Below are 26472 nucleotides of genomic sequence, written 5' to 3'. Positions count from 1 at the left end.
GCCCACCGAGCACGATATCCTTCTCTGCATTATATTGTGGCGGTGAACAAGCGGCTGACGGAACCGACCTTCTTCCTCCTCACTGCGCTCGCCGACGAACCACGGCACGGTTACGGCATCGTGAAGGAGGTCGCCAACCTGTCGAACGACCAGGTGCACCTCAAGATCGGGTCGCTGTACGGGATGCTGGACCGGCTGGTCACCGACGGCCTGGTCGAATACGACCGGGAAGAGGCCTGGCAGGGGCGGCTACGCCGGTACTACCGGATCACCGACGCCGGTCGACAGGCGCTCGCCGCCGAGGCAGCACGGATGGTCGTGAACGCCCGGCTGGCGGCGCGCCGGCTCGACGCCCCAGGGCCGGCGCCGGCTCTGGGCGGTGAGTCGTGAATCAGCTGGAGGAACGGTACCGACGGGTGCTGCGGGTCCTGCCGGCGTCGCATCGGGCCGCGTGGGAAGAGGACATGGTTGCGGCGTTCCTGGAGAGCGCGCTGACCGGAGACCCCGAACACGACGAGTACATCGCCGACTTCGGCCGGCCGGACTGGTCGGAGGTGGCCAGCGTTCTGGCGCTGGCGGTTCGGCTGCGCCTGGCCCGAGTCGGTTCGCCGCCCTGGCCCGCGGCCATCCGGTGGGCCGTACTGACCGCCCTTCTGGCGTCGGCGGTGGTCTCCACCGGCGGGCTGGCGATCCAGGCGTGGGCAGCCGGGTCGCTCACTTGGCTGCCGGCGGCCCCGCCCGGCTGGACGCTCGGGCAGCAGCACTCGACGTGGTCCGCGGCGTCGATGGTCGTCGGCTCCGCCTGGGCGCTGCCCTACCTGGCGCTGGTACTCGGCAACCGCCGCGCCGCCCAGGCGCTGGCCCTGCTGGCGACCGCCGCCGCGCTGACGCCGACCCTGACGACGATCCTGACGACGACGGGTGATGCCCCGTGGCGCGTCTACCCGTGGGTGCATCTGCTCGTCGGTCTCCTGCTGGTCGCGGCGATGTCCGCGTTCACCGACGAGGCTCCGCCGCTCGCCGCGACACCCTGGCTGATGGCGCTGGCGATCGGCACGGTCGCTGCTGTGCCAGTACTGCTGGGCGTCGAGCAGGCGAGCCGGTATGGCACGGAGTACGCCCTCGACCCGGTCGGACTGTCGTGCGCGCTGCTCGTCCTCGCCGCCTGCGGCCACCTGCTGCGTCAGGCCGTGGCCCCGAATCCGGCCGGCGACGCGTGGGCCAGGGCGCTCTTGCTCCTCGCCAGTGGTGCGCTGGCCCAGCGACTGCTCACCCTGCCCGACCTGCTCGGCCAGCCGACGTCGGCGTCGCAGGTCGCGATCGCTCTGGCCGAGGCGTCCGCCGTCGCGGTCGTCGGCCTTCTCCTGCTGCGTTCGAGCACTGCAGCCGGAGCTGCGGCGGCCTACGGCGAGCGGTCCGCGCTCGGTCCTGGCTCCGAGCCGGACTCCCACCTCGACGGTGACGTCGTGCGTCGCCCGCCGCGCTGAGTCAATTCCTCGCGGCAGCGAGTCGGGCCACCAGCGTGCTGTTGCGTTCTTCGGGCTCGGTCCGACCTGGACGAGGCCAAATCAAGCTGGGGCTGGTTTTGTCGGTGCGCGGACCTAGTATCCGGAGCATGACGCGGTATGTCGATGAGGATCTGCACGGTGCCGAGTTCCGCGAGTGCGACCTGACCGGGGCACGCCTGGTCGGCGTCGTCATGCAGGATGCCGTGATCGACGGGCTCGTCACCAACCTCGTGGTGAACGGTGTCGAGGTCACCGAGTACGTCGAGGCAGAGCTCGACCGGCGTCATCCGGTGCGGGTGCTGATCCGCTCCGAGGACCCTGCCGATCTGCGCGAGGCATCGCGTCAGCTCCATGCCGGCTGGGCCGCCACGGTCGAGCGGATCCGCCGTACGCCCGGCATCGAGCGCCTCAGCGTGAACGACGAGTGGTCGGCGGTGCAGACGATGCGCCACCTGGTCTTCGTCCACGACTCGTGGTTCCGCCGCTGCTGCTTGGGCTCGACGGAGCTGTTCACGCCGATGGGCCTCGGGACGACCGTCGAGCCCTACCGTGGAGCGCACGGGCTTGACCTCTCGCTCGATCCGGTGCTCGACGAGATCGTGCGCGTGCGTGAGGCGCAGGCCGCTGAGCTCGAGGGCTGGCTCGACGAGGTCACCGCTGTGCAGCTGGCGGCGCGAGCGCCGGTGCCCGACGACGATGTCTGGCCCCCGTACGCCCGGGGCCGCTCGGTCCGGCAGTGCCTCGGCACGGTGCTCAACGAGACCTTCCAGCACCACGGCTTCTGCGTCCGCGACCTCGACCTGATCGAGGCACAGGGCGCTGAGTAGGGCCCCGAGCGATCCACGACGCGAGTTTCGCGACGCGGCCAGCTTCCGGGGGCCTAGACGTGGTCGCCGGTGCCCGCGGGGCACCGGCGAGCACGCTTCCTCCCCTACCCAGTGACGCAGATGATGCTGGAACGGAGCTGCCAGGTCGGCTCATAGCCGTCGTCGTCCTCGGAGGCGCCGGTGTCCGCCCCGAGTTCTCCGGTGTTGACGGAGGTGATCAGCGTCTGGCCACCGCCAGTGGCGGTCCACCCCGCCGCGAGCGACTTGTCGCCGGTCGCGCACCGGGCGGTGTCGAACCTGACTGCATTGCTGCTGACCTGGGATCCCTGACCGGGAAGGATCTTGTACCCCGGCAGCGGATTCGCGCAGACCGCCGTCACCAGCAGCCTCCTGTTTCCCGCACCGCCGTCCTGGTCCTCGAAGTCAGTGGCGAAGACGCCCGTCGACCCGAAACCGAGCGATGCGATCGAAACCTGACCGAACAACGGAAAGGCCGGGTCGAGTTCCACTCCGTAGCCGATCAACTGCTTGCCGGGAGTGCAGTCCGCAGTCGACTGGGACACGGAATTCGACGTGACCGACGCCGGCCCGGGCTTGTACTCCAGGCCCGGGAGCGGGTTGGCGCACAGGACCCCGCCGCTGATCCGCCAGTTGGCGGTCGTCCCGTCCTGGTCCTCGGTGGCGGTGATGGTCGCCTTGGTCGCGCTGATCCTCTGAGCGGTGAGCGCGACGTTGCCCTCGGCGCCGATCAGGGCGAACCCGGATGAGATGGCGCGCTTACCGGACGGGCAGGACACCTCCAGTTTCTTGAACGTATCCGAGTTGAACGCGGTGCCTCCTGGCTTGAACTCGTAGCCGGGCACGGCGGCCGACGCCGGTGCCGGAGCCACGAGCGCCAGGAGTGCGCTCGCGAACATCGCCGCGATGATGCCGAGCACCATCGTCGTCGGTGGCCGCACCGTGAATCGTCTTTCCACGCGCTTCGGATTCGCCGCCGCCGCGGCTGTCACCCCCAGCAGAAGGAGAATTCGCAGTGCTTTTCGTTTACTCACTTGGTTCCTTTCGGTCACGAGACCTACCAGAACTAGTAAATGGCTGGCGCTATCGCCGGACATCCGTGGCCGCTACGGACTCGCAAGTCCGTAGCGGGCTCCGTGCTCGGCGCGGATGCTCGGCATCTACGGCCGTGCGCTCGGCGGCGGCGCCTTTCTCCGCTACCGCAACGCGGGGCGTTGCGGTGTGCACAATCGTGACGTGGTCCAACGGGGGATCGAGGTAGACATCTCCGCCCGGGAGGCGGAGGTGCTGGCCGCGATCGGCGAACATTTGACCAATGCGGAGATCAGCGCGCGGCTCTTCATCTCCATCCGCACCGTCGAGAGCCATGTCTCCTCGTTGCTGCGCAAATTGCAGGCGCCGGTCGCCGGTCGCCGATCGCCGATCGCCGATCGCCGATCGCCGATCGCCGATCGCCGATCGCCGATCGCCGGGAGCTGGCCACGATCGCGCCGAATCATCAACCCGGTCGAGAATCCATCGCCGCGTCGCTGCCGTCGACGTTGACGCCGTTCGTCGGGCGGGTGGCCGAGCGAGCGGCGCTCTCCGCGGCGCTGCGGCACCATCGTCTGGTCACGGCCGTCGGGCCGGGGGGCGTCGGCAAGACGCGGCTGGCGTTGAGCGTCGCCCCTGACCTGGGCGAGCGGTTCGCCGACGGGGTCTGGTACGTCGACCTGGTGCCGATCGCGGACCCGCTGCAGATCGCGTCCGCGATCGCCGGTGTGCTGGGCCTCGGCGAGCGTGCGGGTAGCTCCGCGGTGGACGACGTCCTCCAGTGGCTGGCCGACCGGGAGACGCTGCTCGTCCTGGACAACTGCGAGCACCTGCTGGGCGGCCTGGCAGCCGTGCTCGAACGGCTGCTGGCCGGTAGCCCACGCCTGGCGGTCCTCGCGACCAGCCGCTCCCGGTTGCTGGTTCCGTTCGAGCGGGTCTTCCCGGTCCCCGGACTGTCGGTCGAGGCGGACCACCGCGGTCCGGGCGATGCGGTCGAACTGTTCCTGGGACGGGCAGCCGCCGGGGGAAGCCCGATCCGACCCGACGACACGGCACGCGTCGCCGCCGTGGCGCCGTCGTCGACGATGCGCGCGCACCTGCAGCGAGTCACGGGGCTGTACCAAATCCCGATGTTCGAGTCCCTCGACCATGCCCTCCTGAAGGCGCCGCTCCTCCCTCTACCGGTCCTTCGGGTTCACCGCGCACTGCGTTCGGGAACGGTGGCATTGCCGCAGGCACGCGCCTTGGTCAGCGACGCATGCAGCGGTGGGACCTGGGGGGATCCGGCGGTCGCCGCTGAACTCGTCCTCTCCGAGTTGGTCAGGAACGCGGTGCAGCACGCGGGCACTGACTTGACCGTCGACGTGTTTTACCAGCGCGACCTGCTGCACTGACGGCTTTCGATGGGAACCCCGACCCGCCGCGCCCGTCCCCAGCCCCGACCACGGACGACCGCCGACGCCCGGTCCGAGCGGTTGGCGAGGCAAATGCCAATCAGGGCCCGGTCGGCGGAGTACCGAGCGTCAGCGGTCGATCGGGCTCGATCCGCAGGCCGCTGGCGCGGAACGCGGTCTCGAAGACGCTCCAGACCCAGTCCGTGAGCTGGTCGGCGAACTCCTCGCGAATGAGGCCTGCCGGGCGGTCCATCCATCTGGTCGCTGCCGCGTCCACCATCGACACCAGCCCGTAGGCGAGGGGCTCCGCGATCTCGACCTCCAGCGACTGAGCGCGGACCACGTCCTGAACGAGTGCGCCGACGTGCGCGGCGATACCGCTGCGGGCGGCGTCGACCGGGTCAGCCACATCGGTGACGCCGATGTGGGCGCGGTGGTCGCTGGCAACGTCCCGAGCTGCCCGGAGCGCGTAGCGGTGGAGCTGGGGATGCGTCGAGAGCCAATCCAGATGCGCGTCGACCGCTGCGCGGACCATCTGCCGTGGCGTTCCCTGCGGACGCCAGACCGGGGCGAGGCCGGCCTGGTACAGCGCGAGCGCGCGGTCGACGACCGCGTGGCGCAGGTCTGCGGCGTCGTCGAAGTGCCGGTAGAGGTGCGGTCGGGCGACGCCGGCCGCGGCCGCGATCTGCCCGGCGGTGACCTCCGGACCGTGCTGCTCGATCGCCGCGACGGCGGCGTCGACCAGCTCGGCACGCCGCCGGGCCCGGTGGGCGCTCCAGCGGGCGGACCGGCCGTCGGGCCGGCTGTTGACACTGTCGGACATCGACCCCACCATATTCCTGGTACAGCGTGTACCAGATAGATTATTCCTTCCGAGGGAGACATCATGAGCCCCTCCGCTCCGCTGCGGAACCGGGACGAGGTCGGCGCCCGCCTGCTCACCGCGTCGGCCCGTCACTCGTTCGACCCGGCCGTCGACGTCGATTGGGACGCGCCGCTGGTGGACGGTGCGCCAGCGATGCCGCTCCATCGCGTCACCCTCTACGGCACGCCGCTCTGGGACGAGCTCAGCGAGGAACAGCGCATCGCTCTGTCGTTCCACGAGACCGCGAGCATGCTGAGCGTCGGGCTCTGGTTCGAGATCGTCCTGATGCAGATGCTGGCCCGGTACGTGCAGCGAATGGACGTCCGGCGTCCGCACGCCCAGTACGCGCTGACCGAGGTCGGCGACGAGACCCGTCACTCGGTGATGTTCGCCCGGACGCTGACGAAGTTGGGCTGCCCCGACTACCGGCCGGGACGTCACCTGCAGCGGCTGGGCGGCCTCTACGGGCATCTGTCCGGTGGCCCGTCGCTGTTCGCCAGCGTCCTCGTGGTGGAGGAGACGCTCGATCGGCTGCAGCGGGAGGGCATGGCCGACGAGACGGTCCAGCCGTTGCTGCGGACGGTCAGCCGGATCCACGTGGTGGAGGAGGCCAGGCACGTCAGTTACGCGCGCGACGAGGTCGCGCGGACGGTGCCGAAACTGACGAAAGCGCAACTCGAACTGCACCGGCTGGTCACCGCGTCGGTCGCGGCGATCGTGGTGGACGCCTATGTCCGGCCGCGGGCGTACGCGTCGATCGGGCTGGACCCGGCCCGGGCCCGCGCGGAGGCCAGGGCGAACCCCCACCACCGCGAGACGCGCCGGTGGATGGCCGAGCGGATCACCGCTTTCCTGACCGAGGTGGGCTTGCTCGGCGGGCGGAGCGAGAAAATCTGGCGCCGCGCCGATCTGCTCTGACTGCTCGGTGCCGGAGCGCGCGAGCCGCTGCTGCTCGAGGGTGTCCGGGCTCCTGTACCTGGCCGTCAGCTCTCGGTAGCCTGTGGATCATGTCCCTGGCGATGACGGCCGCCGAACGCGAGGCATTCCTCGCCGAGGTGCACGTCGCGGTCGTGACCGTGGCCGACGACGACGGCCGAGGTCCGCTGGCCATCCCACTTTGGTATGCCTACCAGCCCGGCGGCGAGATCATCGTGGTGACCGACGGTAACAGCCGCAAAGCTCAGCTGATCCGCAAGGCCGGCCGGGTCACCGTCTGCGCACAGACCCAGGAGATGCCCTACCGGTACGCCTCGGTCGAGGGGCCGGTCACCACGATCGAGGACACCGTCACCGTCGAGCAGCGCTGGGAGCTCGCCCGCCGTTACCTGGGCCCCGAGGGCGCCGACGGCTACATCGCGGCGACCCGGGACGTCACCGACCGCATGTGCGCGATCCACATCCGCCCCGAGCACTGGCTGACCCGCGACTACACGAAGGCCGGTGGATAGGTCTTCGACGCTGCTCGCCGGGCCGGTTCGACCGGGCTCGACGTGTGCCGGACCCGCGCGGCGCCGACGCGGCCAGCCGACGAATCGGGGTCAGCGCCTCGCCCGGTCAGCGAGGAGCGACCGGATATGGGGGCCACCGGCTGGGCGCCGCGCGGCGTCCGTCTACTTCAGACGCCTCCGCCGGCCTCTTGCCGGGGTCGATCGAGGAAGCTTCGCAGGCCGTCGCGTACGCCGTCGCTGGCCACTGTGGTGGCGAACCAGGATGCTTCGACCGCGAGGGCTTCGTCGATCGGCAAGTTGATGCCCCGGGTCACCGCGCTCAGGCAGGCCGCGACCGCCGACGTCGGATGGCGCGTGATGCGCTGGGCGAGCCGGTGCGCCGCCTCGAGCAGGTCATCGACCGGAACGATCGCGTTGACCAGGCCGATCGCTTCCGCCCGTGTGGCCGGAATGGGGTCGCCGGTGAGGATCAATTCCAAGGCGCGTTTGCGCCCGACGTGGCGTGGCAAGCGCTGGGATCCGCCGAACGGCGGTGGGAAGCCGAGCGTGATCTCGGGCTTGGCGAACGTCGCGTGCTCGGCGGCGATCGCCAGCGGGGCGGCTTCGACGATCTCGCAACCACCGCCGTAAGCCAAACCGTTGACTGCGGCGATCACCGGCTTGGGGAACTCCTCGATCCGCCTGGTCAGGCCCTGGCCCCGATGGACGATCTCGCGGAGGGCCCGCTCCACCCCGCCCGCGATGCTGCCGGCAAGCGACGGGATGTCAGCACCCGCGCTGAACGCGCGGTACCCGGTTCCGGTCAGAACCACCGCGCGGACGTCGGCGTCGGCTTCCAAGCGATCGAAGGCAGTGCGGAGCTCGTCGATCATCTCGTAGTCGAGGGCGTTGAGCTTTTCCTCGCGGTCGAGGTACACCGTGGCGACCGCATCGGCCTGGTCAATGTGAACAGCCATGCAGAGCAGGCTAGGCATCCTAAAGTGTGACGATCGAAATATTGTCCTAGATACAGGTGCTCCGTGCGTCCACCCTCGTACAAGGCCGTTGTCGACGAGTTCGCCGCGACGATCCGCAGTGGCTGCCTCTCACCCGGCACCCGGCTACCGACCCACCGCCAGCTGGCCGCGCAACGGCGCATTGCGCTCGGCACGGCCACCCGGGTCTATGCCGAACTGGCCGCGATGGGGCTGGTGCTCGGCGAGCCCGGGCGCGGCACCTTCGTCCGCGAACAAGCCGGGTTCGACGGCCTGGAGCCGTCCCGCAACTTGCCGGTGCGGCGCACCGCGGACCTCTCTTTCGCCCAGCCGCTCGCCGACGAGCAACCCGACCAGCTCCGCCACGCGCTGCGCGAGCTGGCCAACTCGGGCGACATCGGCTCCCTGCTGCGCCAGCAGCCACCGGGCGGGCGCCAGCACGAGCGGGCGGTGGTGGCAACGCACCTGCTCGACCGGGGCATCGACACCGCGCCGGCCGGCGTGCTGCTGACCAACGGCGCCCAGCACGCACTCGACACCGTCCTGCGCGTCGTGGCCCGCCCCGGCGACGTCGTCGCCGCCGACGCGCTGACCTACCCGGGTCTGCGGCTGCTCGCGGCGGCCCACCACCTCGAGCTGGCCCCGGTAGCCGGCGGCGCGGCAGGCCCGGATCTCGACGCCCTCGACCGGCTCTGCCGGGCCCGACGCGTCCGCGTCCTCTACACGATCCCGACACTGCACAACCCGCTCGGCTGGGTCCTCGACCGTGCCACCCGCGAGCGTATGGCCGACCTCGCTCGCGAGCACGACGTGACGATCGTGGAAGACGGCACGTACGGGTTCCTGGATTCGTCCGCCCCGCCGCCGCTCCAGACGTTCGCCCCGCAGCGCACCTGCTACGTCTCAGGCCTCTCGAAGAGTCTGGCCAGCGGGGTGCGCTTGGGCTTCGCGGTCGTCCCCGAGCCGCTCGCCAAAGCCTGCGCCGCGAGCTTGCGCGCCTCGACCTGGGGTCTGCCCGCGTTGGTCAGCGCGCTGGCCACCGGCTGGATCGCCGATGGCACACTGACCCGGCTGGAGAAGCGTCGCCGTGACGACGCCCGGGCTCGACAGATCGTCGCGCGGACAGCCCTCGCCGACTTGGACGTGACCGCGCACCCGGCGTCCTACTTCAGCTGGCTGCGACTCGAGCCGCACCTGCGCAGGGACCGCGTCGCTGCCGCGCTCGCCCAGGAGGGAATTCTCGTCTCCACTGCCGACGCCTTCGCTACCGACGGCAATCCGCCGCAGGCGTTGCGGCTTGCTCTGAGCGAGCCGCCGCTGGAAGACCTGCCCGCCGTCCTCACCCGCCTCCGCGCGGTACTGGAGGCCTTCCCGCTTTAGCTCTCGGAAGGCGGGCAGTCCGTCCCACGACCGGGTTCGGCTGACCGTGATAACCAGACAGAGCGGGCCGCGGATGCAGGTAGTGGTCGATTTTTCGGGTTTAGGCAGGTTCTCGGAGGGTAATTCGCCCCAAATTTGGCGTGCTCAGGCCGCCGTGGACCGGGACGCAGGGCCGGGGTGCAATCCGACACCGGAGGCTACCCGTGACTCGATCGGCAACAACCCGGCAGGCGTTGAAGGCCAGGCAGGACGAGGTGCAGCGGCGGGGCCGTGGACTCGGCTGGATGAGTCTCGGTCTGGGTGTGGCTCAGCTGGCGGCGCCGGACACAGTGCGTCGGCTCAGCGGTGTTGACGACTCTCCGACGTCCCGGGCGGTGGTGCCGCTGGTCGGGGCGCGCGAGTTGGTCCACGCGGCCGGGCTGCTGACGAGCCGGCGGAAGGGCGCCTGGGCGTGGACCCGGGTCGTGGGTGACGCGATGGACCTGACCGCGCTCGGCATGGCCCTCGTGCGCCGTGGCGGGCGCCGTCGGCGGCGGCTCATCGGTGTCACCGGCGCCGTCGTCGGGATCACGGTGGTGGACCTGCTGACCGCCGTGCAAGCCACCGGGGCGAAGGAGATCGACTCCGTGCCGAAGGTGCGGAACTCACGAAAAGGAGGGTTCATGGAGCTGACAGCCACGACAACCATTCGTAAATCCCCGCCGGAGGTCTATACGTTCTGGCGTGACTGGAGAATCTTCCGACGTTCATGGCGCATCTGGAGGCGGTCCGCGCCACCGGTGACCGTACGAGCCATTGGTCGGCCAGCGCTCCGTTCGGCAAGAACGTCGAGTGGGACGCGGAGATCGTCGATGAGGCGCCCGGCGAGAAGATCGCGTGGCGGTCTACCGGGGACGCCGACGTGCCGAACACCGGCGCGGTTCGGTTCGTGCCCGCCCCCGACGGGGTGAGCACCGAGGTGCACGTCGTCCTCACCTACGACATTCCGGGCGGTTCGGTCGGCAAGGCGGTCGCCAAGTACCTCGGCGAGGAACCGCATCAGCAGCTCGACGACGACCTGCGTCGGCTCAAGCAGGTACTGGAGACCGGCGAGGTGGTCCGGTCCGACGGCGCCCCGTGGGGAAAGAAGGCCCGCAAGGAGTTCCCGCAGCGCCCGGCGCAACCCCTGTCGGACGCCGAGCTGGAGAAGGGAGCGGACGCGTGAGGGCGAACACCTGGGCGGGTCGCAACAAGGTCAAGGTCCGTGACGTGCCGGACCCGAAGATCCTGAACAAGCGCGACGCCATCGTGCGGATCACCTCCACCGCGATCTGCGGCTCGGACCTGCACCTGGTCAACGGGTACGTGCCCACCATGCAGGACGGCGACGTCATGGGGCACGAGTTCATGGGCGAGGTGATCGAAGTCGGATCCGCGGTGCCCGCAGAGAAGCTGCGGGTCGGGGACCGGGTCGTCGTGCCGTTCCCGATCGCCTGCGGCGCGTGCGGCGCCTGCACCGCCCAGCTGTACTCCTGCTGCGAGAACTCCAACCCCAACGCCGGCATCGCGGAGAAGATGTTCGGTCACCCGGTCGCCGGGATCTTCGGCTACTCACACCTGACCGGTGGCTTCGCGGGCGGTCAGGCGCAATACGCGCGGGTACCGTTCGCCGACGTCGGCCCGCTCAAGATCGAGTCCGATCTGACCGACGAACAGGTCCTGTTCCTCTCCGACATCCTGCCCACCGGCTACATGGGCGCCGAGATGTGCGACATCCAGTCCAGCGACGTGGTAGCGGTGTGGGGCGCCGGCCCGGTCGGCCAGTTCGCCATGGACAGCGCCCGGGTGCTCGGCGCCGCGAAGGTCATCGCCATCGACAAGGAGCCCTACCGGCTGCAGATGGCCGAACGGGCCGGCCACATCCCGGTGAACTTCGAGGAAGTCGACGTGCGGTCGCGGCTGCTGGAACTGACCGGTGGGCGGGGACCGGACAAGTGCATCGACGCGGTCGGCCTGGAAGCCACCCACGGAAGCGCGCACATCGCCGCCTACGACCACCTCAAGCAGGCCGTGCGGTCGGAGAGCGACCGTCCGCACGCGCTGCGCCAGGCGATCATGTCCTGCCGCAGCGGCGGCGTGGTCTCGGTGATCGGCGTCTACGGCGGTCTGGTGGACAAGTTCCCCGCCGGCGCCTGGATGAACCGGTCGCTGACCCTGCGCACCGGACAATGTCACGTGCAGCGCTACATGAAGCCGCTGCTGCAGCGCATCGAACGCGGAGAGATCGACCCGACCCGGATCATCACCCACACCCTGCCGCTCGACGACGCATCACGCGGCTTCGACATCTTCAAGAACAAGCAGGAGGACTGCGAGAAGGTCGTCCTCAAGCCCTGACGGCACCCGCACCCGGCCACCGCGGGCACGTGCGGTCGCCGCAGGTCGGCGTCGCCTCGGCGCCGACCTGCGATGCCCGCTCGGCGGAGAACGGATGCCACTCGCTCGTCGGCTACAGTGCCGGGCGTGAGGCTGCCACGGTTGTCCATGTTGGAAGTCGCACCGGTCGAGCACGGCCATTCCGCGCGGGAGGCGCTGGCCGCGGCCGTTTCCGCCGCGCGGTTCGCCGACGAACTCGGTCTGCATCGCGTGTGGTTCGCCGAGCATCACGGGGCACCATCGATCAGCAGCGTCGCTCCACCGGTACTCGTCGCGCACGCCGCAGCGATCACCGGACAGATCCGAGTCGGCTCCGGTGGAGTGCTTCTGCCGAACCACGCACCGCGAGCGGTCGCCGAGCAGTTCGCCACACTCGACGCCCTGCATCCCAATCGGATCGACCTGGGAATCGGCCGCGGACCCGGTACCTTCGACGCCTCGATCGTCGCCGCGTTACAACGCGGTACCCGGCCAACGACCGACGACAGCTATCGCGCAGGCGTCATCGAGCTGCTCGGCTACCTGTCCGGAGAGCACGCCGCACCCGTACTGCCCGGCGGTTCGGTCGCCGTTGCGCCGTGGCTGCTGTCGTCGAGCACCGCGGGCGCATCGCTCGCCGGCGAGCTCGGCCTGCCGCTCGCGTTCGCCCATCACATCCGTCCGCAGAACACCGCCGAGGCGTTGCACCGCTACCGTGAACGCTTCCGGCCGTCGCGCTGGCGGGAGCGCCCGTACGTGCTGCTCGCCGTCGAAACGGTCTGCGCGGACTCCGACGCGGAGGCTGCGCACCTTGCACGACCGCTGGACCTCGTCAAAGCTGGTCTGTTCGCCGGCCAAGCCGACCAGCCCCTGCTGTCTCCCGAGGCCGCTGCCGCAGTGAGCCTGCCGGACCACGTCGAGCAACAACTCGCGGGATACCGGGCCCAGCAGGCGCAGGGCTCATCGGCAACCGTCATACGACAACTGGCGGCGCTCGCCGTCGACACCGGAGCCGATGAGATCATGCTCGCGAGCACGGTCTACGACTCAGCGGCCCGACGGCGCTCTCTCGAGCTGCTGGCGAAAGCAGCGGGCTGAGCGCTGGCTGACCCATCCCCTCAGGTGGAGCGCGGGATGAGCTTCGGGGGGAAGATGCGGCTGGTGATGGGCGCGTCGGGGTCGCCGATGCGGTCGAGCAGGCTCAGCGTCAGCGCCTTGGCCATCTCCTCGACCGGCTGCCGGACGGTAGTGAGCGCCGGCCGGGCCTGGGTGGCGGCGACCGAGTCGTCGAAGCCGACGACTCCCACGTCCTCGGGCACCCGCAGCGCGTGCTCGCGCAGCACCGCCAGTACGTCCAGCGCCATCAGGTCGGAGGCGACGAACACCCCGTCGAAGTCGACTCCGCGGGCGAGCAGCTCCTCCATCGCCCGGGCGCCGCTTCCCCGATCGAAGTCCCCGTACGCCACGAGCTCACGGTCGGCCGGCAGCCCTCGTGCGAGCAAGGCCTTCCGCCAGCCGCGGAGCCGGTCCTGGCCCGCCGGCATGTCCTGCGGACCGGCGATGGTGGCGATCCGGCGGCAGCCCCGGCTCACCAGATGCTCGACGGCGAGGCCCGCGCCGGCCACGCTGTCCACGTCGACGTAACTGATCGGCAGCCGTCCGACCGGCCGGCCGGACAGCACAGCCGGCAACCGCTCGGCGACCAGGATCCGAGGCAGTGGGTCGGCGGCGTGGGTAGAGACGAGCAGCACACCGTCGACGTGGCCGCGCCGCAGGTAGTCGAGCAGTTGGTCGCGTGCGTGCTGGTCCTCGGCCAGCATCAGCACCAGGTGGATGCCGAGCGGCCGGACCACCTGGGTGGCGCCGCGCACCATGCTGGCGAAGAACGGATCGCTGAGGATCCGCCCGTGCGGCTCGGAGACCACCAGGCCGATCGACCCGGTCGTCCGAGTCACCAGGGTGCGGGCGGCTCGGTTGGGCTGGTAGCCGGTTCGAGCGATGACCGACAGCACCAGCTCCCGCGCCTTCGGGCTGACACCCGGCGTGTCGTTCAGGACCCGAGACACAGTGGACTTGGACACCCCGGCGACCGCGGCGATCTCCTTGATCGTCCGCGCCTGCGGGGCGTCCATGTGGCCGGCCATGGCCCCGTTATACCGCGCCCGGCACGCACTGGGACCGAATGCCGGTCTTCGTCCAGCCTAGTGACTTCTTGGGATCGCTCCCAGCGGCACTCGGGGGGTTCGCCATCACCTCACCACGCCTGACGTCGACCGAGCAGCTCCGGACCGTGCTGAAAAGCACCTATTGACCGTCGAACATCGGCGGGTCTACCGTCCTTATTGGGAACGGTCCCAGGAGTTCCCACCCGTGGGGGGCTTGTCGCGAAAGGGAGCCGTCATGCCCGCACCCACGTTCGCGCGTCGTCTGCGATGGCGAGCCCTCGCCGCCGCCGGGTTCGCCGCCGCTCTAGTCGCCGCACTCTTGGCCGCCCTGCCGAGCGCCGCCGGCGCGGTCCCCGCCCCGGCCGCCGGGTACACCTTGGTCTGGGGCGACGACTTCACCGGCGCGGCCGGCGCTCGCATCAACGAGAGCGACTGGCTGTACAGCCTCGGCACCAGCTACCCCGGGGGAGCGCCGAACTGGGGCACCGGCGAAGTGGAGCGGATGACCAGCGACACGCAGAACGTCAGCCTGGACGGGGCCGGTCACCTGGCGATCACCCCCCGCCGAGACGCGGACGGCAACTGGACCTCGGCCCGCATCGAAACCCGGCGCACCGACTTCCAGCCGCCGGTCGGCGGCAAGCTGCGGATCGAGGCGTCGCTGCAGCAGGGTGACGTCACCGGGGCCGAGGCGGCCGGCTACTGGCCGGCGTTCTGGGCGATGGGCGAGGGAGCCCGGCCGGTCGGCGCGACGAACTGGCCCAGCATCGGCGAGATCGACATCATGGAGGCGATCAACGGGCGGAGCACCCACTTCGCCACGCTCCACTGCGGACCGAGCATCCCCGGGACCTGTAACGAGACATCCGGGCTGGGCAGCGGCGAGCGTGCTTGCCCCGGCTGCCTGAACAGCTTCCACACCTACGGCGTGGAGTGGGACCGGAGCGTGACCCCGGAGACGCTGCGGTGGTACCGGGACGGCAGCGTCTACTTCACCCTCGACGCGAGTCAGGTGGACGGCCCGTCATGGACCGCAGCCACCAATCACGGCTACTTCATCATCCTCAACGTCGCGATGGGCGGCGGCTTCCCGGCCGCGTTCGGCGGCGGCCCGACCGCGGCCACCCGGCCGGGTGTGCCGATGCTGGTCGACTACGTGGCGGTCTACTCGAGCGGCGGCGGCGGCACTCCGCCGACCACGCCGGCCAGCCAGCCGACTACGTGAACGGCAACTGGTTCACGTTCGCCCACTAGCAGCGCGTCCCCGACCGAGCGCTCGACGCCACCGAGAGCCCGCCGTCGACCGAATCTCACGTCTACTTCCGCGGATGGAGCGCTGCGTGCCCGAAGAACCGAATCGGATCGAGTCTGCCTTCGGCGGCCCGCTCGCGGGTGCTGAGTGGAACCCGGCCAACGGCTGGTACGTCCGCTTCCTCGAGACGCCAGGGTATGAACACGCCATCTCCATCACCGCACCCTGGCGCGGAGCCGACGACACGCTCCACACTCCGCTCGACGATGCTCGTCGGCTGGTCGCAGCCGTGCAGGCCGCGATCACCTGGGCTGACGCGCGCATTCGCGGTGAGGCACCGCGGGCCGGTTCGCTCGGCGACCGACTCCGACAGTTGCGCACAAGGGCGCGCCTGGAGGTCGACGAACTCGCCCGCTGCCTCGGCCGGGAGATCGGTCAGGTGCGGGCGGTCGAATCCGACGAGGTCGTGCCGTCGGCGGTGGAGATCGGCATGTGGGCGGCGGTCTGTTGTGCAGAGCCGGAGACCGCCGAGGCGCTCGAAGACATGGCTGCCGGCCTGCGGCGCAAGCCATGACGCGCTTGGCCTGGCGCCTGCGAGCCCGGACGGAACGGTACGGCCGGGGAGCGTCAGCTCCCCGGCCGCGCCGCGCTGCGGTTCCTACCGCTGGATACCCGAACGCGACATGAACGTGGCGATGTCCATGCACAGCTGACGGGCCCGGTCGGCGTCGGTGACGTCACCCCGTGTCGCGACCTCGGTCCGAACCTCGTCGCAGGTGGTTTGGTTGAGCGGCTGACCAGCCACCGCCTGGCGGCAGATGTCGCCTGCTCGGTCCCCTCGTGCGCGGCCTCTTTCCCCGGCGACTTCCTCCGCGATCGCCGCACACGCCGCCTCAGCCGTCGTGCCGCCCTGAGCTAGCACCCCGCACGAACTCTGCACGGCCCGGATGTGTTGCCGCTCCGCGCCGGTCTCGGACATTCCCGCCACGGCGACCTTGCACGCCGCCCCTTCCCATGTGGTCTGCCCGGTGACGACCTCGCAGGCGCCGCCGACGGCGGCTCCAGCCGTCTGGCTCTGCGTGGCGTCCTGGGCACCCGCAGCCGCGGTGTCGCACGCTACTTCTTCGGATGTGGCCCGTCCGTTCCATACCCGGCAGGTGCCTTCGCTGGCCGTCGCACCGGCGCGTGGGGCTTGGAAGATTCCGCCTACCACTCCGCCGCCGACGCCGATGACCGCGCAGGTGTAGTCCTGCGGAGTACCGCCTCGAGTGATGCGCTGGCAGATTCTGAACATCGGGTCGACGTCGTCGTCGTCACTCTGCGGTGCCTGGGTGTTCGTCGCCTGAGCGCACGCCTCGGTGAAGTTCCCGCTGGCGCCGTCCCGCCACGCCTGCTGGATGTCCTGCCAGGCTTGCTGCGGGCTCCGGATGGGTCCGCCCGGCAGCCTCCCCGGTACGGCCGGTATCGAGCCGGTGGAACCTCTCGGCCGATCCGGTAGATGCTCTAGAACATCTGCCGGGTCGGTCGGAACCCTCGGCACGCGCGGCGCGCCTTGTGCCGTGTCGCTGATGACCTCCGGCAACGTCGGCAAACGAGGCCCGCGAGGCCCGCGAGGCCCGCGAGGCCCGCGTACGTCGGGTACGCGTACGTCGGTTACGCGTACGTCGGGTACGCGTACGTCGGGTACGCGTACGTCGGGTACGCGTACGTCGGGCACGCGCACGTCGGGCACGCGCACGTCGGGCACGTTCGGTACCTGGGCCGTGTCGTTGATGACCTCCGGCACGCCCGGTGCCGGAGGTGCCCCGCCGGTGGACCCGCCCGGTACGCCGGGTATGTGCTGGAGGATGTCTCCCGGGCTGGTCGGAAGGTCCGGCACGCGCGGTACGAGGTCTCCCGGTTCGGTCGGAATGCCCGGCACCGGCGGGTCCCACTGCGGCAAGGCCTGCGGCCCTCCACTCGGCACCGCCGCCTCGGCCTGTGATGCGGAACCAGTCGCCGCGGCGGTGAACACCGCTGCCGCGAGGCTCGCAGCGGCGGCGAATCGGATCGCTCTCACATCACGCCTCCTAAACAGTTAAAGCTCGCTAAGGAGGTATAACGCCCAGAACTATCTCGAGATATGAGGGAGTTCCCTCCCTCGGGAGGAGGTCGATGCGGCTGCGACCCCTGTCCTACGGGGCTGAGGGCGCAGGTGAACTCGAGGAATGCTTCGTGGCCGGAGGCCCGGGCACCGATGGGGTCGTATCTGCCAATTCCGGACCGGGAATGCGCTGAGCAGGGCGGCGCGGGGTAGCAGGCCAGCATTCGTTGTCATACGCTGATGAGCGGTATGGGCGATATAGGGGATTTCCCTATGGTTCGCTTAGCGTGCACGGTCGGGAGCTGCGGTCACCGAAGGAGCGGGACGGGCGCATGGGAGCTGAGCTGCCGATGGAGCCGGATGTCGGCGACGGGGTGGTCGGCAGATCTAGCGAACGGGAGATCCTGGCAAGTGCCTTGGCTGGCCTTCCGGCCTCCGGTCGAGCGATCCTCCTTCGTGGCGACCCCGGCGTTGGTAAGACCACGCTGCTCGAGTGCGCCGCCCGGCAAGCCGCCACGCGGTACCGGGTCTACCGGATCAGTGGCGTGGAGAGTGAGGCGACGCTGCCCTTCGCCGCGCTCGGCGAGTTGCTCGTGCCGTTGGCCGGCTACTTCCCCGCCCTGCCGCGGGCGCAGCAGGAGAGTCTTGAAGGAGCGCTCGCGCTGGGTGCCCGCTCCGGCCCGGTGAATCCGTACGCGGTGTGTGTTGCTGTCCTGAACGTTCTCTCGCTGGCCGGTCAGGAGCAGCCGCTGGTCGTCCTCGTTGATGATCTGCAATGGGTGGATCCTGACTCGCTGCGGGTATTCCAGTTCCTGGCTCGACGAATCGCCGCAGAACCTGTCGTCCTGGTCGCTGCAAGTAGAGAGCACCTGGACGCCCGGGACGGAATCGTCGCCGTGGATGTGGGCGGGTTGCCGGAGCGGGAATGCCACCGGATCCTGCATTCACGCGGTCTGGACCTGGCGGCTGGCGTGTTCCGTGCGCTGCTGGACTTCTCTCGGGGAAACCCTCTGGTGCTACTCGAATACGCCTCGCGGCTCTCCGCTGAGCAGCGCAGCGGGCAGTGCCCGCTGCCGAGATCACCGGACGTCGGTGGGCGAGCCGAGCGAGGCTGGTTCATCCGGCTGGAGGCCCTGCCGGTGCCGACCCTGCTCGCACTGACGGTGGTCGCGGCCGCTCGTCACGCCACCGTTGAGTTGCTCGAACGCGCTGCGCCGGATCGGCGTCACGATCCACGACCTCGATCCCGCGGAGCGGGCTCGCGTGGTCGTGGCCGATGACCGCGGTTATGAACTTGTACATCCGATCGTGCGCGGTGTCGTGCTGAACATGGCTCCGGCCTCACGTCGCCGGGATGTCTACCGGGCGCTGGCGGAGGAGTCGACCGGTGCCCAACGCGCGTGGTACCTGTCCTCAGCGGCCGTCGCGCCGGACGAGGACATCGCCCAGGAACTCGTGCGTGCGGCGACCGACGCGCGGCAGTGCGGTTCGTACCTGGCCGCCGCGCAGGCCTGGCACCGGGCGGCCGAGCTGACTCCGCTGTCTGACCTGTCCGCGAGCCGGTTGCTCGAGGGTTCGGCCGACGCGTTCCTCGGCGGAGCGTGCGGCGACGCGGCCACCTGGTGCGAGGTTGCCCAGAACGTCGCAAGCGATCCTCGGCTTCGCGCCGATCTGGCGCTGCTCTACGGCCGGGTGCTCACCTGGATGGGGCACGTCAGCCGTGCCTACCGCCTCTTGGCCGGCGCGGCCGAACAGATCGCCGCAATCGACGCGGGCCGGGCGTATCTGCTCAGCAGCGAAGCAGCGCTTCCGGCGGCGATGTACATGGACATGGCAGGCGGTATCCGGGCCGCTCGACGATGCCAGGACTTCCCGCCCCCGGCGACCGTAGCCGCCGGTAACGGTCCGCTGCTCCTCTCCCTCAACCTCGCCCTGATCGGCGACGTACCCGAAGCCAAAGTCGAACTGCAGCGCGCGATGACGGCCCTGGCCGACGTCGACCCCGCCGAGGCCATGATGGAACTCGGTGTCCTCGGCCAAACCTGCACCGGCCTGGAGTACTACGACGATGCTCAGCGCCTGCTGCAGACAGTCTTGGACGAGGCACGACGCGCGGTGAATCCGTTGGCGTTCGCCTATGCCTGCGGCGCCCGGTGCGATCTGGGGTGGTGGCTAGGGCAATGGTCCGCGGCCTACTCGGATGCCCTGGAATCGGCGTCCACGAGCATGTCCCTGCGGCATCCCGGCATCGCGGCGTTCGCGTCACTGTCGCTGGCCCGGATCGACGCCGCCCGCGGCGATCGTTCCGCCTGCGCACGTCACATCGCCGACGCGCAGGAGTCCGCCGACTTCACCGAAATACGCAACATGTCGATCATCCGGGACGCGGCGCTCGGCCTCGACAGCCTGAGTCAGGGCGCCTGCGCAGATGCCGTGGTCCACCTCGACCAGGCATTCGCCGACTACACGCGCTTGGGGCTGGGGAACCCGAACCTTCCTCCGTTCGCTGCTGACCTCGTCGAAGCCCATAGCCGGGCCGGCAATCCGATGGCCGCCCGAGAAGTTCTCGCGTGGCTGGAAGACGCAGCCAAACGGACCGGCTTGATCTGGCCGGCTGCCGTGACCGCCCGTTGCCGCGCGTTGCTCGCCGACGACCCGGATGAGGCCGCAGCCGCGTTCGAGTACGCGCTGGCCGAACACGAGCAGCATCCGGTGCCGTTCGAACGTGCGCGGACGCTGCTCTGTCAGGGAGCGGCGCTGCGTCGGATCCGGCGTAAAGGCCAGTCGCGCGCGCCCCTGCTCGCCGCGCATCGCATCTTCAGCGCCCTCGGGGCGACCCCGTGGACCCAGCGAACGGTTGCCGAACTAACCGCCAGCGGTCACCCGCCGCCCGGCGACCGCCCCGCCGACCTGCCCGGCGGCGGGGGCGGCAGCGGCCTCGACGGACTCAGTCCTCAAGAACTCCAGGTGGCACGGATGGTGGCCGACGGCCTCAACAACGTGGAGGTCGGCGCCGCCCTGTTCATCTCGGTCAAGACCGTCGAGGCGCACCTCGCCCACATCTACCGCAAACTCGGGCTACGCTCACGAACCGCGCTGACGCGATTGGTTTCCACGAGCGGCCTGTAGCGGCGCACAGCCCGGCTTCGCCAGGTAGGTGCGTATTCAACGTCGGTAACTCTCGGTGAGCGAGTGCAGTTCGGCCACTACCTCGTTGGCGGACGGCGCGTGCTCGAGGTCAACCAGCCACTGCAGCATCAGGCCGGTCAGCAACGCGAGCGGTACTGAACGGCCGAGCCCTTCGCGTCCCTGGCGCTGCCCCTCGGCGAGGTGTTTGCGCACTTCCGGTGATCGTTCGGCCTGTACGACTGCTTCGAGTTGGGCGACCCACAGTGCGCGATGCGTGGTGAAGGTGTCGATCAGGGCGTGCCACTGCTCCTCCGGGTTCTCCGCGGGCACGCTGCGTGCGAGTTCGTCGCCGAGTTCGTCCACCGCTTGCACCGCTGGTTGCACCGCGACGGCTACCAGGTGACCGTTGTGGAGAGCGCGCTGTCGGTGCGCGACAGCGGATACGCGGTCGATGTCCGCGGTGCGGCTCTCGGCTTGTTGGAGGAGATGGGCATCCTCGGTGAGGTTCGCGAGCACGAGACGAAGATGCGTGGCACCACGCTGGTCGACGAGACGGGCGCCGAGACCGGACGGCTACCGGCTGAGGCGTTCGCCGGCGACGCGGATCGCCTCACGGTAAGTCTCTCCTTCGCGACCGATACTGCCGCGCTGGACCAGCGTGATCGGGACGGACAGGAACAGGCAATCCGGGCGGCGTTCGCCGGGAACGGCTGGGAAGCGCCTCGGCTGCTGGACGAGATGGCGCAGGCAGCGGACTTCTACTTCGCCTCAGCCTGCCAGGTGGAGCTGGACCGCTGGTCGCACGGCAGGATCGCCCTGATCGGCGACGCGGGCTACTGCGCGGCCCCGACCAGCGGTATGGGCACCTCTCAGGCACTGATCGGCGCCCGGGTACTGGCGCGCGAACTCGCCGAATCCGGAGGCGACCACCGGGCTGGGTTCGTCGCCTACGAGCGGGAACTGCGGCCCGACGTTCTGAAGACCCAGGCCATAGGCCGGGAAGGCGCGAAAATGTTCGGCGCTGCCGCCTGACGTTTCACCTGACTCCACAGGGGCCCGGCGTGTGGAGGACGCCGTCGAGGCGACGCGGGATCGAGTCGAAGCCGTCGCGCAACTCGGCCGGGAGTATCTCCTGCGGCGCGTTCTGCCAGGTAACCGGCCGGAGGAACCGGCGAACGGCGGTGGCGCCCACCGACGTGTGCTGGGTGTTCGTTGCGGGCCACGGCCCCCCGTGGTGCTGGGCCCAGGACACGGCGACGCCGGTGGGGTATCCGTCGTAGATCAGCCGTCCGACGCGCGACCGCAACCGGCGGCTGAGCCGTGCCGGTAGTGCGGTCTCGTCCGGTCCGCGATGGATGGTGGCGGTCAACGAGGACGGGAGCACGTCGATCGCGGCGAGCAGCTCGTGTTCGTCGCGGTAGCGGGCGACGACCGCCACCGGCCCGAAGAGCTCTTCGGTGGCTTCGCGCGGCAAGTCGGCGGCGGTTGTGGTGAGCAGTAGGGGAGACACGCGGAAGCCGCCGTTCGTACCGCTTCGGCCGGAGGCGATGGGGGCGACGGCTGCCGCCTCGCTCAGCCGGGTGGCCCCCTCGTGGTAGCCGGCGGCGATCCGGTCGTTGAGGGCGGTCATCTCCGCGGTGACGGAGACGGCTCGCTGCATCGACGCGACGAGGAGGTCGCCGTCCGGGCCGGTTGGGACGAAGGCGAGTCCGGGCTTGGTGCAGAACTGGCCGGCGCCGAGCGTGAACGAGGCGACGAGTTCCGAGCCGATGCTCGCCGCACGGTCGGCGGCGGCTGCAGGCGTCACGATCAGGGGGTTGAGGCTGCTGAGTTCGCCGTAGAACGGGATGGGGTCCGGTCGCCGGTTGATGATCGCGAGGAGCGCCTGGGCGCCGGCGGTGGAGCCGGTGAAGCCGGCGGCCCGGATCGCGGGGTGGGCGACGAGATCGGCGCCGGCCTGTCTGCCGTGGACGATACCGATCGTGCCGGCGGGCGCCCCGGCCTGACGTGCGGCAGCATCGATGAGGTCGAAGCACAGCTGGGCGGTCGCCGGGTGCGACTCGTGGGCCTTGACCACGACCGGACAGCCGGCGGCGAGGGCGGACGCGGTGTCGCCGCCGGGGACGGAGAACGCGAGCGGGAAGTTGCTCGCGCCGAAGACGGCGACCGGGCCGATCGGGACGAGCAAGCGGCGCAGGTCGGGCCGGGGGCCCATCGGGGTGTCGTCGGCGTGGTCGACGGTGGCCTCGAGGTAGCTGCCTTCGCGCACCGCGTCGGCGAACAGGCTCAGCTGGTAGCAGGTGCGGGTGAGTTCCCCGCCGAGGCGGGTCGCGCCGAGCGCGGTCTCGCGGTCGGCGACCGCGACGATCTCCGTGCGCTGAGCCTCCAGCGCGTCGGCGAGGGCGTCGAGTAGCGCGGCGCGTCCGTCGCGGCCGAGCGCTTCGAGTGCGTCGGTGGCGTCGGCGGCGAGGCGGCAGGCTTCGTCGACCTCGGCCGTCGTGGTCGCCGTCGCCACGATTTCGACGGTCGCGCCGGTGCGGGGATCAACGCTGAGTACCTCGGTCATGGTGCTTCTCCCTGGAGAACGGACCGGTCTGTGGTCCAGGCGCGGGCCTGGTCGCTGATCGTCACGCCGAGCCCGGGCCGGTCGGAGAGGTGGAGGCGGCCGTCGGCGATGTGCAGCCGTTCGTTGAACAGCGGGTGCAGCCAGTCGAAGTGCTCTACCCACGGCTCGGAGGGGTAGGCGGCGGCGAGGTGGACGTGGATCTCCATCGCGAAGTGCGGTGCGAGGGTCAGATGACGCTGTTCGGCGAGGGCGGCGAGGCGTAGGAATTGGGTGATGCCGCCGATCCGGGGCGCGTCGGGCTGGAGGACGTCGACGGCGTCGTAGTGGATCAGCTCGGCGTGCTCGGCGACACTGGTCAGCATCTCGCCGGACGCGATCGGGGTGTCCAGTGAGCGGGCGAGCGCGGCATGGCCGGCAGCGTCGTAGGCGTCGAGGGGCTCTTCGATCCAGACCAGGCCGAACTCCTCCAGCGCGCGGCCCATCCGCTGTGCGGTGGTGCGGTCCCACTGCTGGTTCGCGTCAACCATCAGCGGGACGTCGTCCCCCAGGCGTTCGCGGACCGCACCGACCCGGGCGAGGTCGACGGCCGGAGACGGGTGACCGACCTTGATCTTGACGCCGCCGATCCCGGCGCCGCGGGCCGCAACGGCGTTCTCGACGATCCGCTCCACGGGCTCGTGCAGGAAACCGCCGGACGTGTCGTAGCAGCGGACCGAGTCGCGGTACGCGCCGAGCAGCTTGGCCAGGGGCAGCCCGGCGCGCTTGGCTTTCAGGTCCCAGAGTGCGACGTCGATCGCGGCGACGGCCTGGGTCGCGGCGCCGCTACGGCCGACCGAGGCGCCGGCCCAGACGAGCTTGGTCCACAACCGGCCGATGTCGTTGGGATCCTCGCCGAGCAGTTCCGGGGCGACCTGGTTCGCGTGGGCGAATTGAGCCGGACCGCCGGCCCGCTTGCTGTAGCTGAACCCGACGCCCTCGTGGCCGTTGGCCGTGCGGACCTCGGCGAACAGGAACGCGACCTCGGTCATCGGACGCTGGCGGCCGCTGAGGACCTTCGCGTCGCTGATCGGATTCTTCAGCGGCAGTGTGACCGAGGACAGCACGACCTCGACGATGCGATCGGTCATGGCGGGTTCTCCGCCAGGCACGGCCGTTTGGGATCGAACCGCCAGCCTGGGACGAGGTACTGCATCGCCGCGGCGTCGTCGCGCGCACCGAGGCCGTGTTCGAGGTAGAGCGCGTGTGCGGCGGCCAGCGCGTCGCGATCGAGTTCGACGCCGAGCCCGGGGCGATCGGGCACCGCGATCCGGCCGTCGCGGATGCGGAAGGGAGCCCGGGTGAGCCGCTGTCCGTCCTGCCAGATCCAGTGCGTGTCCAGCGCGGTGATGGCACCGGGCGCCGCGGCGGCGACATGCGTGAACATCGCCAGCGAGATGTCGAAGTGGTTGTTGGAGTGCGAACCCCAGGTCAGGCCGAAGTCGTCGCAGAGCTGCGCCACCCGGATCGATCCGCGCATCGTCCAGAAGTGCGGGTCGGCCAGCGGGATGTCGACCGCGTCGCTGCGCACGGCGTGCGCCAGCTGGCGCCAATCGGTGGCGATCATGTTGGTGGCGGTGCGCAGACCGGTGGCGCGCCGGAACTCGGCCATCGTCTCCCGGCCGGACAGGTCGCCCTCGGCGCCGACGGGATCCTCGGCGTAGGCGAGTACCCCGTGCAGGTCGCGGCAGAGCGCCACGGCGTCGGCGAGCGGCCAGGCACCGTTCGGGTCGATCGTGATCCGGGCCTGCGGGAACCGGGCGGCGAGCGCGCGGACGGCGTCGATCTCCTCCTTCGCCGGGAAGACACCGCCCTTGAGCTTGAAGTCGGCGAAGCCGTACCGCTGCTGGGCCGCCTCGGCGAGGGCGACGATCGCGTCCGGGGTGAGCGCGGGTTCGCGCCGGAGCCGCTCCCAGTCGTCGGCGGGTGCCTCTTCCACGGCGTAGGGCAGGTCGGTCCGGGTGCGGTCGCCGACGTAGAAGAGGTAGCCGAGCACCGGCACGGACGTGCGCTGCACGCCCTCGCCGAGCAACTCGGCGACCGGCACCCCGAGGTGCTGACCGAGCAGGTCCAGCAGGGCGGACTCCAGGGCGGTGACCGCGTGGACGGTGGTGCGCTGGTCGAACGTCTGGCGGCCCCGGCCGGAGGCGTCGAGATGTGCGTACGCGGTCGTGACCTCGCGCAGCAGGCGGCTGTACTCGGCGATCGATCGACCGAGCAGCTGTTCCCCGGCCGCCTCGATCGTGGCGCGGATCGCCTCTCCGCCGGGCACCTCGCCGACGCCGACGTTGCCCGCGCTGTCGGTGACCACCGCGACGGTTCTGGTGAAGAACGGACCGTGTGCGCCGCTGAGGTTGAGCAGCATGCTGTCGTGGCCGGCGACCGGGACCACCTCGACCCGCGCGACCGTGGGCGTCATTTCACGTCCTGGATCAGGGCGGCGAGGTCGGCCCTCTCCTCCGGCGTCAGGTCGGTCAGCGGCGGTCGGACGCGTCCGCCGTCGCGTCCGACCGCGGTCAGGCCGGCCTTGACGATCGAGACGGCGTAGCCGCGCGAGCGGTCGCGGATGTCCAGGTACGGGATGACGAAGTCGTTGAGCATGCCGTAGACGGTGACGCGGTCCTGCGCGCGGACGGCGGCGAAGAAGCGCAGCGCGAACTCGGGCAGGAAGTTGTAGAGGGCCGAGGAGTAGGTGCTCACCCCGAGTTGCAGCAGCGGCAGCGCGAACGTCTCGGCGGTGGGGAGGCCCCCGACGTAGATCAGTCGGTCACCGACCTTGGCGTACGTGCGAGTCAGCCGCTCGATGTCGCCGACGCCGTCCTTCAGGCCGATCAGGTTCGGATGCCGGTCGGCGAGTTCCGCGACGCTGACGTCGTCGAAGACCGCGTTGCCGCGGCTGTAGATGATGACGCCGAGCTCGGTCGCCCGGCAGACGGCGCCGACGTGGGCGATCAGCCCGGCCTGATCGGCTTCGGTGAGGTACGGCGGTAGCAGCAGGACGCCGGCGGCACCGGCCTCCTGTGCGGCGGCGGCCTGCGCGGCGGCCGGGGCGGTGCCGCCGGTGGCCGGGGCCACCACCGGGACGAGGTCGCCGACCTCGCCGACGGCGGCGCGGACCACCGCGTCGATCTCGGCTGGGGTGAGCGAGAACCCTTCGCCGGTGCCGCCGGCGGCGAACAGGCCCGCGACACCGAAGCCTGCCTGCCAGCCCAGGTGCGCGCGGTAGCGGGGCTCGTCGAACGCGAGCTGGTCGTCGAAGTGCGTCACCGGGAACGAGAGCAGGCCGGTTGCCAACCGGGCGGCGAGCTCAGGGGGAGGCATCAGCGTCACGCGGTCACGGTAAGAACCCGCAACGATGCCTGTCCAAGAGTGTTTCGGCATCGTTGGATACCTGGGCGGCA

Annotated in this window: 26 protein-coding genes; 16 read left to right on the top strand and 10 right to left on the bottom strand. The window is 70.3% G+C overall.

Annotated features, from left to right (window positions below; genetic code table 11):
• Positions 1 to 42 precede the first annotated feature (42 nt).
• From ABEB28_RS18550 to ABEB28_RS18540, 3 genes are all read left to right on the top strand, one after another.
• The gene (locus ABEB28_RS18550; protein WP_376980225.1) at positions 43 to 390 is read left to right on the top strand and encodes a PadR family transcriptional regulator; all 348 of its coding nucleotides are present in this window, start codon (positions 43 to 45) and stop codon (positions 388 to 390) included.
• Complete coding sequence (locus ABEB28_RS18545; RefSeq protein WP_345729380.1) at positions 387 to 1487, top strand: hypothetical protein; 1101 nt, start codon at positions 387 to 389, stop codon at positions 1485 to 1487. Before ABEB28_RS18550 ends, ABEB28_RS18545 begins: the two co-directional genes overlap by 4 nt.
• Before the next feature lie 128 nt (positions 1488 to 1615).
• Positions 1616 to 2335, top strand: coding sequence for a DinB family protein (locus ABEB28_RS18540; protein WP_345729379.1), 720 nt, complete (start codon positions 1616 to 1618; stop codon positions 2333 to 2335).
• Positions 2336 to 2439: 104 nt separating this feature from the next.
• On the opposite strand, the gene ABEB28_RS18535 is transcribed toward ABEB28_RS18540, so the two are convergent.
• The gene (locus ABEB28_RS18535) at positions 2440 to 3450 is read right to left on the bottom strand and encodes a hypothetical protein (protein WP_345729378.1); all 1011 of its coding nucleotides are present in this window, start codon (positions 3448 to 3450) and stop codon (positions 2440 to 2442) included.
• A 187-nt stretch (positions 3451 to 3637) separates the two neighbouring features.
• On the opposite strand from ABEB28_RS18535, the gene ABEB28_RS18530 reads away from it, so the two are divergent.
• The gene (locus ABEB28_RS18530; protein WP_345729377.1) at positions 3638 to 3898 is read left to right on the top strand and encodes a response regulator transcription factor; all 261 of its coding nucleotides are present in this window, start codon (positions 3638 to 3640) and stop codon (positions 3896 to 3898) included.
• Between the two features lie 17 nt (positions 3899 to 3915).
• Positions 3916 to 4779: a hypothetical protein gene (locus ABEB28_RS18525; protein WP_345729376.1), complete on the top strand. Its 864-nt coding sequence runs from the start codon at positions 3916 to 3918 to the stop codon at positions 4777 to 4779.
• Between the two features lie 100 nt (positions 4780 to 4879).
• Here the strand turns inward: ABEB28_RS18525 and ABEB28_RS18520 are convergent, their stop codons facing one another.
• The gene (locus ABEB28_RS18520) at positions 4880 to 5602 is read right to left on the bottom strand and encodes a TetR/AcrR family transcriptional regulator (RefSeq protein WP_345729375.1); all 723 of its coding nucleotides are present in this window, start codon (positions 5600 to 5602) and stop codon (positions 4880 to 4882) included.
• A gap of 63 nt (positions 5603 to 5665) precedes the next feature.
• Here ABEB28_RS18520 and ABEB28_RS18515 point away from each other — a divergent pair, with 63 nt between their 5' ends.
• Both ABEB28_RS18515 and ABEB28_RS18510 read left to right on the top strand, forming a co-directional pair.
• On the top strand, positions 5666 to 6562 hold the full coding sequence (locus ABEB28_RS18515; protein WP_345729374.1) for an AurF N-oxygenase family protein: 897 nt from the start codon (positions 5666 to 5668) through the stop codon (positions 6560 to 6562).
• Positions 6563 to 6651: 89 nt separating this feature from the next.
• Positions 6652 to 7092, top strand: coding sequence for a pyridoxamine 5'-phosphate oxidase family protein (locus ABEB28_RS18510; protein WP_345729373.1), 441 nt, complete (start codon positions 6652 to 6654; stop codon positions 7090 to 7092).
• 167 nt (positions 7093 to 7259) lie between these two features.
• Here ABEB28_RS18510 and ABEB28_RS18505 read toward each other — a convergent pair whose 3' ends face one another.
• Positions 7260 to 8048: an enoyl-CoA hydratase-related protein gene (locus ABEB28_RS18505; protein WP_345729372.1), complete on the bottom strand. Its 789-nt coding sequence runs from the start codon at positions 8046 to 8048 to the stop codon at positions 7260 to 7262.
• Positions 8049 to 8111: 63 nt separating this feature from the next.
• Here ABEB28_RS18505 and ABEB28_RS18500 point away from each other — a divergent pair, with 63 nt between their 5' ends.
• The 4 genes from ABEB28_RS18500 to ABEB28_RS18485 all read left to right on the top strand — a co-directional run bounded on the left by ABEB28_RS18500 (position 8112) and on the right by ABEB28_RS18485 (position 12938).
• Positions 8112 to 9446 carry an aminotransferase-like domain-containing protein gene (locus ABEB28_RS18500; protein ID WP_345729371.1) on the top strand — a complete coding sequence of 445 codons (1335 nt, stop codon included), beginning with the start codon at positions 8112 to 8114 and terminating at the stop codon, positions 9444 to 9446.
• Between the two features lie 748 nt (positions 9447 to 10194).
• Positions 10195 to 10650 carry an SRPBCC family protein gene (locus tag ABEB28_RS43160; RefSeq protein WP_425558965.1) on the top strand — a complete coding sequence of 152 codons (456 nt, stop codon included), beginning with the start codon at positions 10195 to 10197 and terminating at the stop codon, positions 10648 to 10650.
• On the top strand, positions 10647 to 11822 hold the full coding sequence (locus ABEB28_RS18490; RefSeq protein WP_345729370.1) for a zinc-dependent alcohol dehydrogenase: 1176 nt from the start codon (positions 10647 to 10649) through the stop codon (positions 11820 to 11822). Before ABEB28_RS43160 ends, ABEB28_RS18490 begins: the two co-directional genes overlap by 4 nt.
• A 72-nt stretch (positions 11823 to 11894) precedes the next feature.
• A complete protein-coding gene (locus tag ABEB28_RS18485) occupies positions 11895 to 12938 on the top strand; it encodes an LLM class flavin-dependent oxidoreductase (RefSeq protein ID WP_345729369.1) in 1044 nt (347 codons plus the stop codon).
• 20 nt (positions 12939 to 12958) lie between these two features.
• Here ABEB28_RS18485 and ABEB28_RS18480 read toward each other — a convergent pair whose 3' ends face one another.
• Positions 12959 to 13984 (bottom strand): LacI family DNA-binding transcriptional regulator, encoded by a 1026-nt coding sequence (locus ABEB28_RS18480; RefSeq protein ID WP_345729368.1) that lies wholly within the window; start codon positions 13982 to 13984, stop codon positions 12959 to 12961.
• A gap of 256 nt (positions 13985 to 14240) precedes the next feature.
• Here ABEB28_RS18480 and ABEB28_RS18475 point away from each other — a divergent pair, with 256 nt between their 5' ends.
• Together ABEB28_RS18475 and ABEB28_RS18470 are read left to right on the top strand one after the other, a co-directional pair.
• Positions 14241 to 15230 (top strand): glycoside hydrolase family 16 protein, encoded by a 990-nt coding sequence (locus tag ABEB28_RS18475; RefSeq protein ID WP_345729367.1) that lies wholly within the window; start codon positions 14241 to 14243, stop codon positions 15228 to 15230.
• Between the two features lie 115 nt (positions 15231 to 15345).
• Complete coding sequence (locus ABEB28_RS18470) at positions 15346 to 15831, top strand: helix-turn-helix domain-containing protein (protein WP_345729366.1); 486 nt, start codon at positions 15346 to 15348, stop codon at positions 15829 to 15831.
• 84 nt (positions 15832 to 15915) lie between these two features.
• Here ABEB28_RS18470 and ABEB28_RS18465 read toward each other — a convergent pair whose 3' ends face one another.
• Positions 15916 to 16797 carry a hypothetical protein gene (locus ABEB28_RS18465; protein WP_345729365.1) on the bottom strand — a complete coding sequence of 294 codons (882 nt, stop codon included), beginning with the start codon at positions 16795 to 16797 and terminating at the stop codon, positions 15916 to 15918.
• Between the two features lie 875 nt (positions 16798 to 17672).
• Here ABEB28_RS18465 and ABEB28_RS18460 point away from each other — a divergent pair.
• Positions 17673 to 18620: an ATP-binding protein gene (locus tag ABEB28_RS18460; protein ID WP_345729364.1), complete on the top strand. Its 948-nt coding sequence runs from the start codon at positions 17673 to 17675 to the stop codon at positions 18618 to 18620.
• 283 nt (positions 18621 to 18903) lie between these two features.
• Positions 18904 to 20469, top strand: coding sequence for a helix-turn-helix domain-containing protein (locus ABEB28_RS18455; RefSeq protein ID WP_345729363.1), 1566 nt, complete (start codon positions 18904 to 18906; stop codon positions 20467 to 20469).
• 36 nt (positions 20470 to 20505) lie between these two features.
• Here ABEB28_RS18455 and ABEB28_RS18450 read toward each other — a convergent pair whose 3' ends face one another.
• Positions 20506 to 20832, bottom strand: a complete 327-nt coding sequence (locus ABEB28_RS18450; RefSeq protein ID WP_345729362.1) for a hypothetical protein — start codon at positions 20830 to 20832, stop codon at positions 20506 to 20508.
• A gap of 45 nt (positions 20833 to 20877) precedes the next feature.
• Here ABEB28_RS18450 and ABEB28_RS18445 point away from each other — a divergent pair, with 45 nt between their 5' ends.
• Complete coding sequence (locus tag ABEB28_RS18445; RefSeq protein ID WP_345729361.1) at positions 20878 to 21501, top strand: FAD-dependent monooxygenase; 624 nt, start codon at positions 20878 to 20880, stop codon at positions 21499 to 21501.
• A gap of 4 nt (positions 21502 to 21505) precedes the next feature.
• Here the strand turns inward: ABEB28_RS18445 and ABEB28_RS18440 are convergent, their stop codons facing one another.
• The 4 genes from ABEB28_RS18440 to kdgD are packed head-to-tail and all read right to left on the bottom strand — an operon-like array spanning position 21506 to position 26392.
• Positions 21506 to 23035, bottom strand: coding sequence for an aldehyde dehydrogenase (NADP(+)) (locus ABEB28_RS18440; protein WP_345729360.1), 1530 nt, complete (start codon positions 23033 to 23035; stop codon positions 21506 to 21508).
• Positions 23032 to 24162 carry an L-talarate/galactarate dehydratase gene (locus tag ABEB28_RS18435; RefSeq protein ID WP_345729359.1) on the bottom strand — a complete coding sequence of 377 codons (1131 nt, stop codon included), beginning with the start codon at positions 24160 to 24162 and terminating at the stop codon, positions 23032 to 23034. The genes ABEB28_RS18440 and ABEB28_RS18435 overlap by 4 nt, the downstream gene beginning before the upstream one ends.
• Positions 24159 to 25490: an enolase C-terminal domain-like protein gene (locus ABEB28_RS18430; protein WP_345729358.1), complete on the bottom strand. Its 1332-nt coding sequence runs from the start codon at positions 25488 to 25490 to the stop codon at positions 24159 to 24161. The genes ABEB28_RS18435 and ABEB28_RS18430 overlap by 4 nt, the downstream gene beginning before the upstream one ends.
• Complete coding sequence (gene kdgD / locus ABEB28_RS18425; protein ID WP_345729472.1) at positions 25487 to 26392, bottom strand: 5-dehydro-4-deoxyglucarate dehydratase; 906 nt, start codon at positions 26390 to 26392, stop codon at positions 25487 to 25489. Before kdgD ends, ABEB28_RS18430 begins: the two co-directional genes overlap by 4 nt.
• Positions 26393 to 26472: the final 80 nt, after the last annotated feature.

The sequence above is a fragment of the Cryptosporangium minutisporangium genome, from assembly GCF_039536245.1.
In the GTDB taxonomy this organism is placed as follows: domain Bacteria; phylum Actinomycetota; class Actinomycetes; order Mycobacteriales; family Cryptosporangiaceae; genus Cryptosporangium; species Cryptosporangium minutisporangium.
This window is presented reverse-complemented; position numbering and strand designations above follow the sequence as displayed.

Excerpts from the sequence above, each read along its gene's own strand:
- ABEB28_RS18540 (WP_345729379.1), top strand. The coding sequence starts at position 1,616 with ATGACGCGGTATGTCGATGAGGATCTGCACGGTGCCGAGTTCCGCGAG.
- ABEB28_RS18535 (WP_345729378.1), bottom strand. The coding sequence starts at position 3,450 with ATGTCCGGCGATAGCGCCAGCCATTTACTAGTTCTGGTAGGTCTCGTG.
- ABEB28_RS18520 (WP_345729375.1), bottom strand. The coding sequence starts at position 5,602 with ATGTCCGACAGTGTCAACAGCCGGCCCGACGGCCGGTCCGCCCGCTGG.
- ABEB28_RS18515 (WP_345729374.1), top strand. The coding sequence starts at position 5,666 with ATGAGCCCCTCCGCTCCGCTGCGGAACCGGGACGAGGTCGGCGCCCGC.
- ABEB28_RS18510 (WP_345729373.1), top strand. The coding sequence starts at position 6,652 with ATGTCCCTGGCGATGACGGCCGCCGAACGCGAGGCATTCCTCGCCGAG.
- ABEB28_RS18505 (WP_345729372.1), bottom strand. The coding sequence starts at position 8,048 with ATGGCTGTTCACATTGACCAGGCCGATGCGGTCGCCACGGTGTACCTC.
- ABEB28_RS43160 (WP_425558965.1), top strand. The coding sequence starts at position 10,195 with ATGGCGCATCTGGAGGCGGTCCGCGCCACCGGTGACCGTACGAGCCAT.
- ABEB28_RS18485 (WP_345729369.1), top strand. The coding sequence starts at position 11,895 with ATGCCCGCTCGGCGGAGAACGGATGCCACTCGCTCGTCGGCTACAGTG.
- ABEB28_RS18480 (WP_345729368.1), bottom strand. The coding sequence starts at position 13,984 with ATGGCCGGCCACATGGACGCCCCGCAGGCGCGGACGATCAAGGAGATC.
- ABEB28_RS18475 (WP_345729367.1), top strand. The coding sequence starts at position 14,241 with ATGCCCGCACCCACGTTCGCGCGTCGTCTGCGATGGCGAGCCCTCGCC.
- ABEB28_RS18460 (WP_345729364.1), top strand. The coding sequence starts at position 17,673 with ATGGGAGCTGAGCTGCCGATGGAGCCGGATGTCGGCGACGGGGTGGTC.
- ABEB28_RS18440 (WP_345729360.1), bottom strand. The coding sequence starts at position 23,035 with ATGACCGAGGTACTCAGCGTTGATCCCCGCACCGGCGCGACCGTCGAA.
- ABEB28_RS18435 (WP_345729359.1), bottom strand. The coding sequence starts at position 24,162 with ATGACCGATCGCATCGTCGAGGTCGTGCTGTCCTCGGTCACACTGCCG.
- ABEB28_RS18430 (WP_345729358.1), bottom strand. The coding sequence starts at position 25,490 with ATGACGCCCACGGTCGCGCGGGTCGAGGTGGTCCCGGTCGCCGGCCAC.
- kdgD (WP_345729472.1), bottom strand. The coding sequence starts at position 26,392 with ATGCCTCCCCCTGAGCTCGCCGCCCGGTTGGCAACCGGCCTGCTCTCG.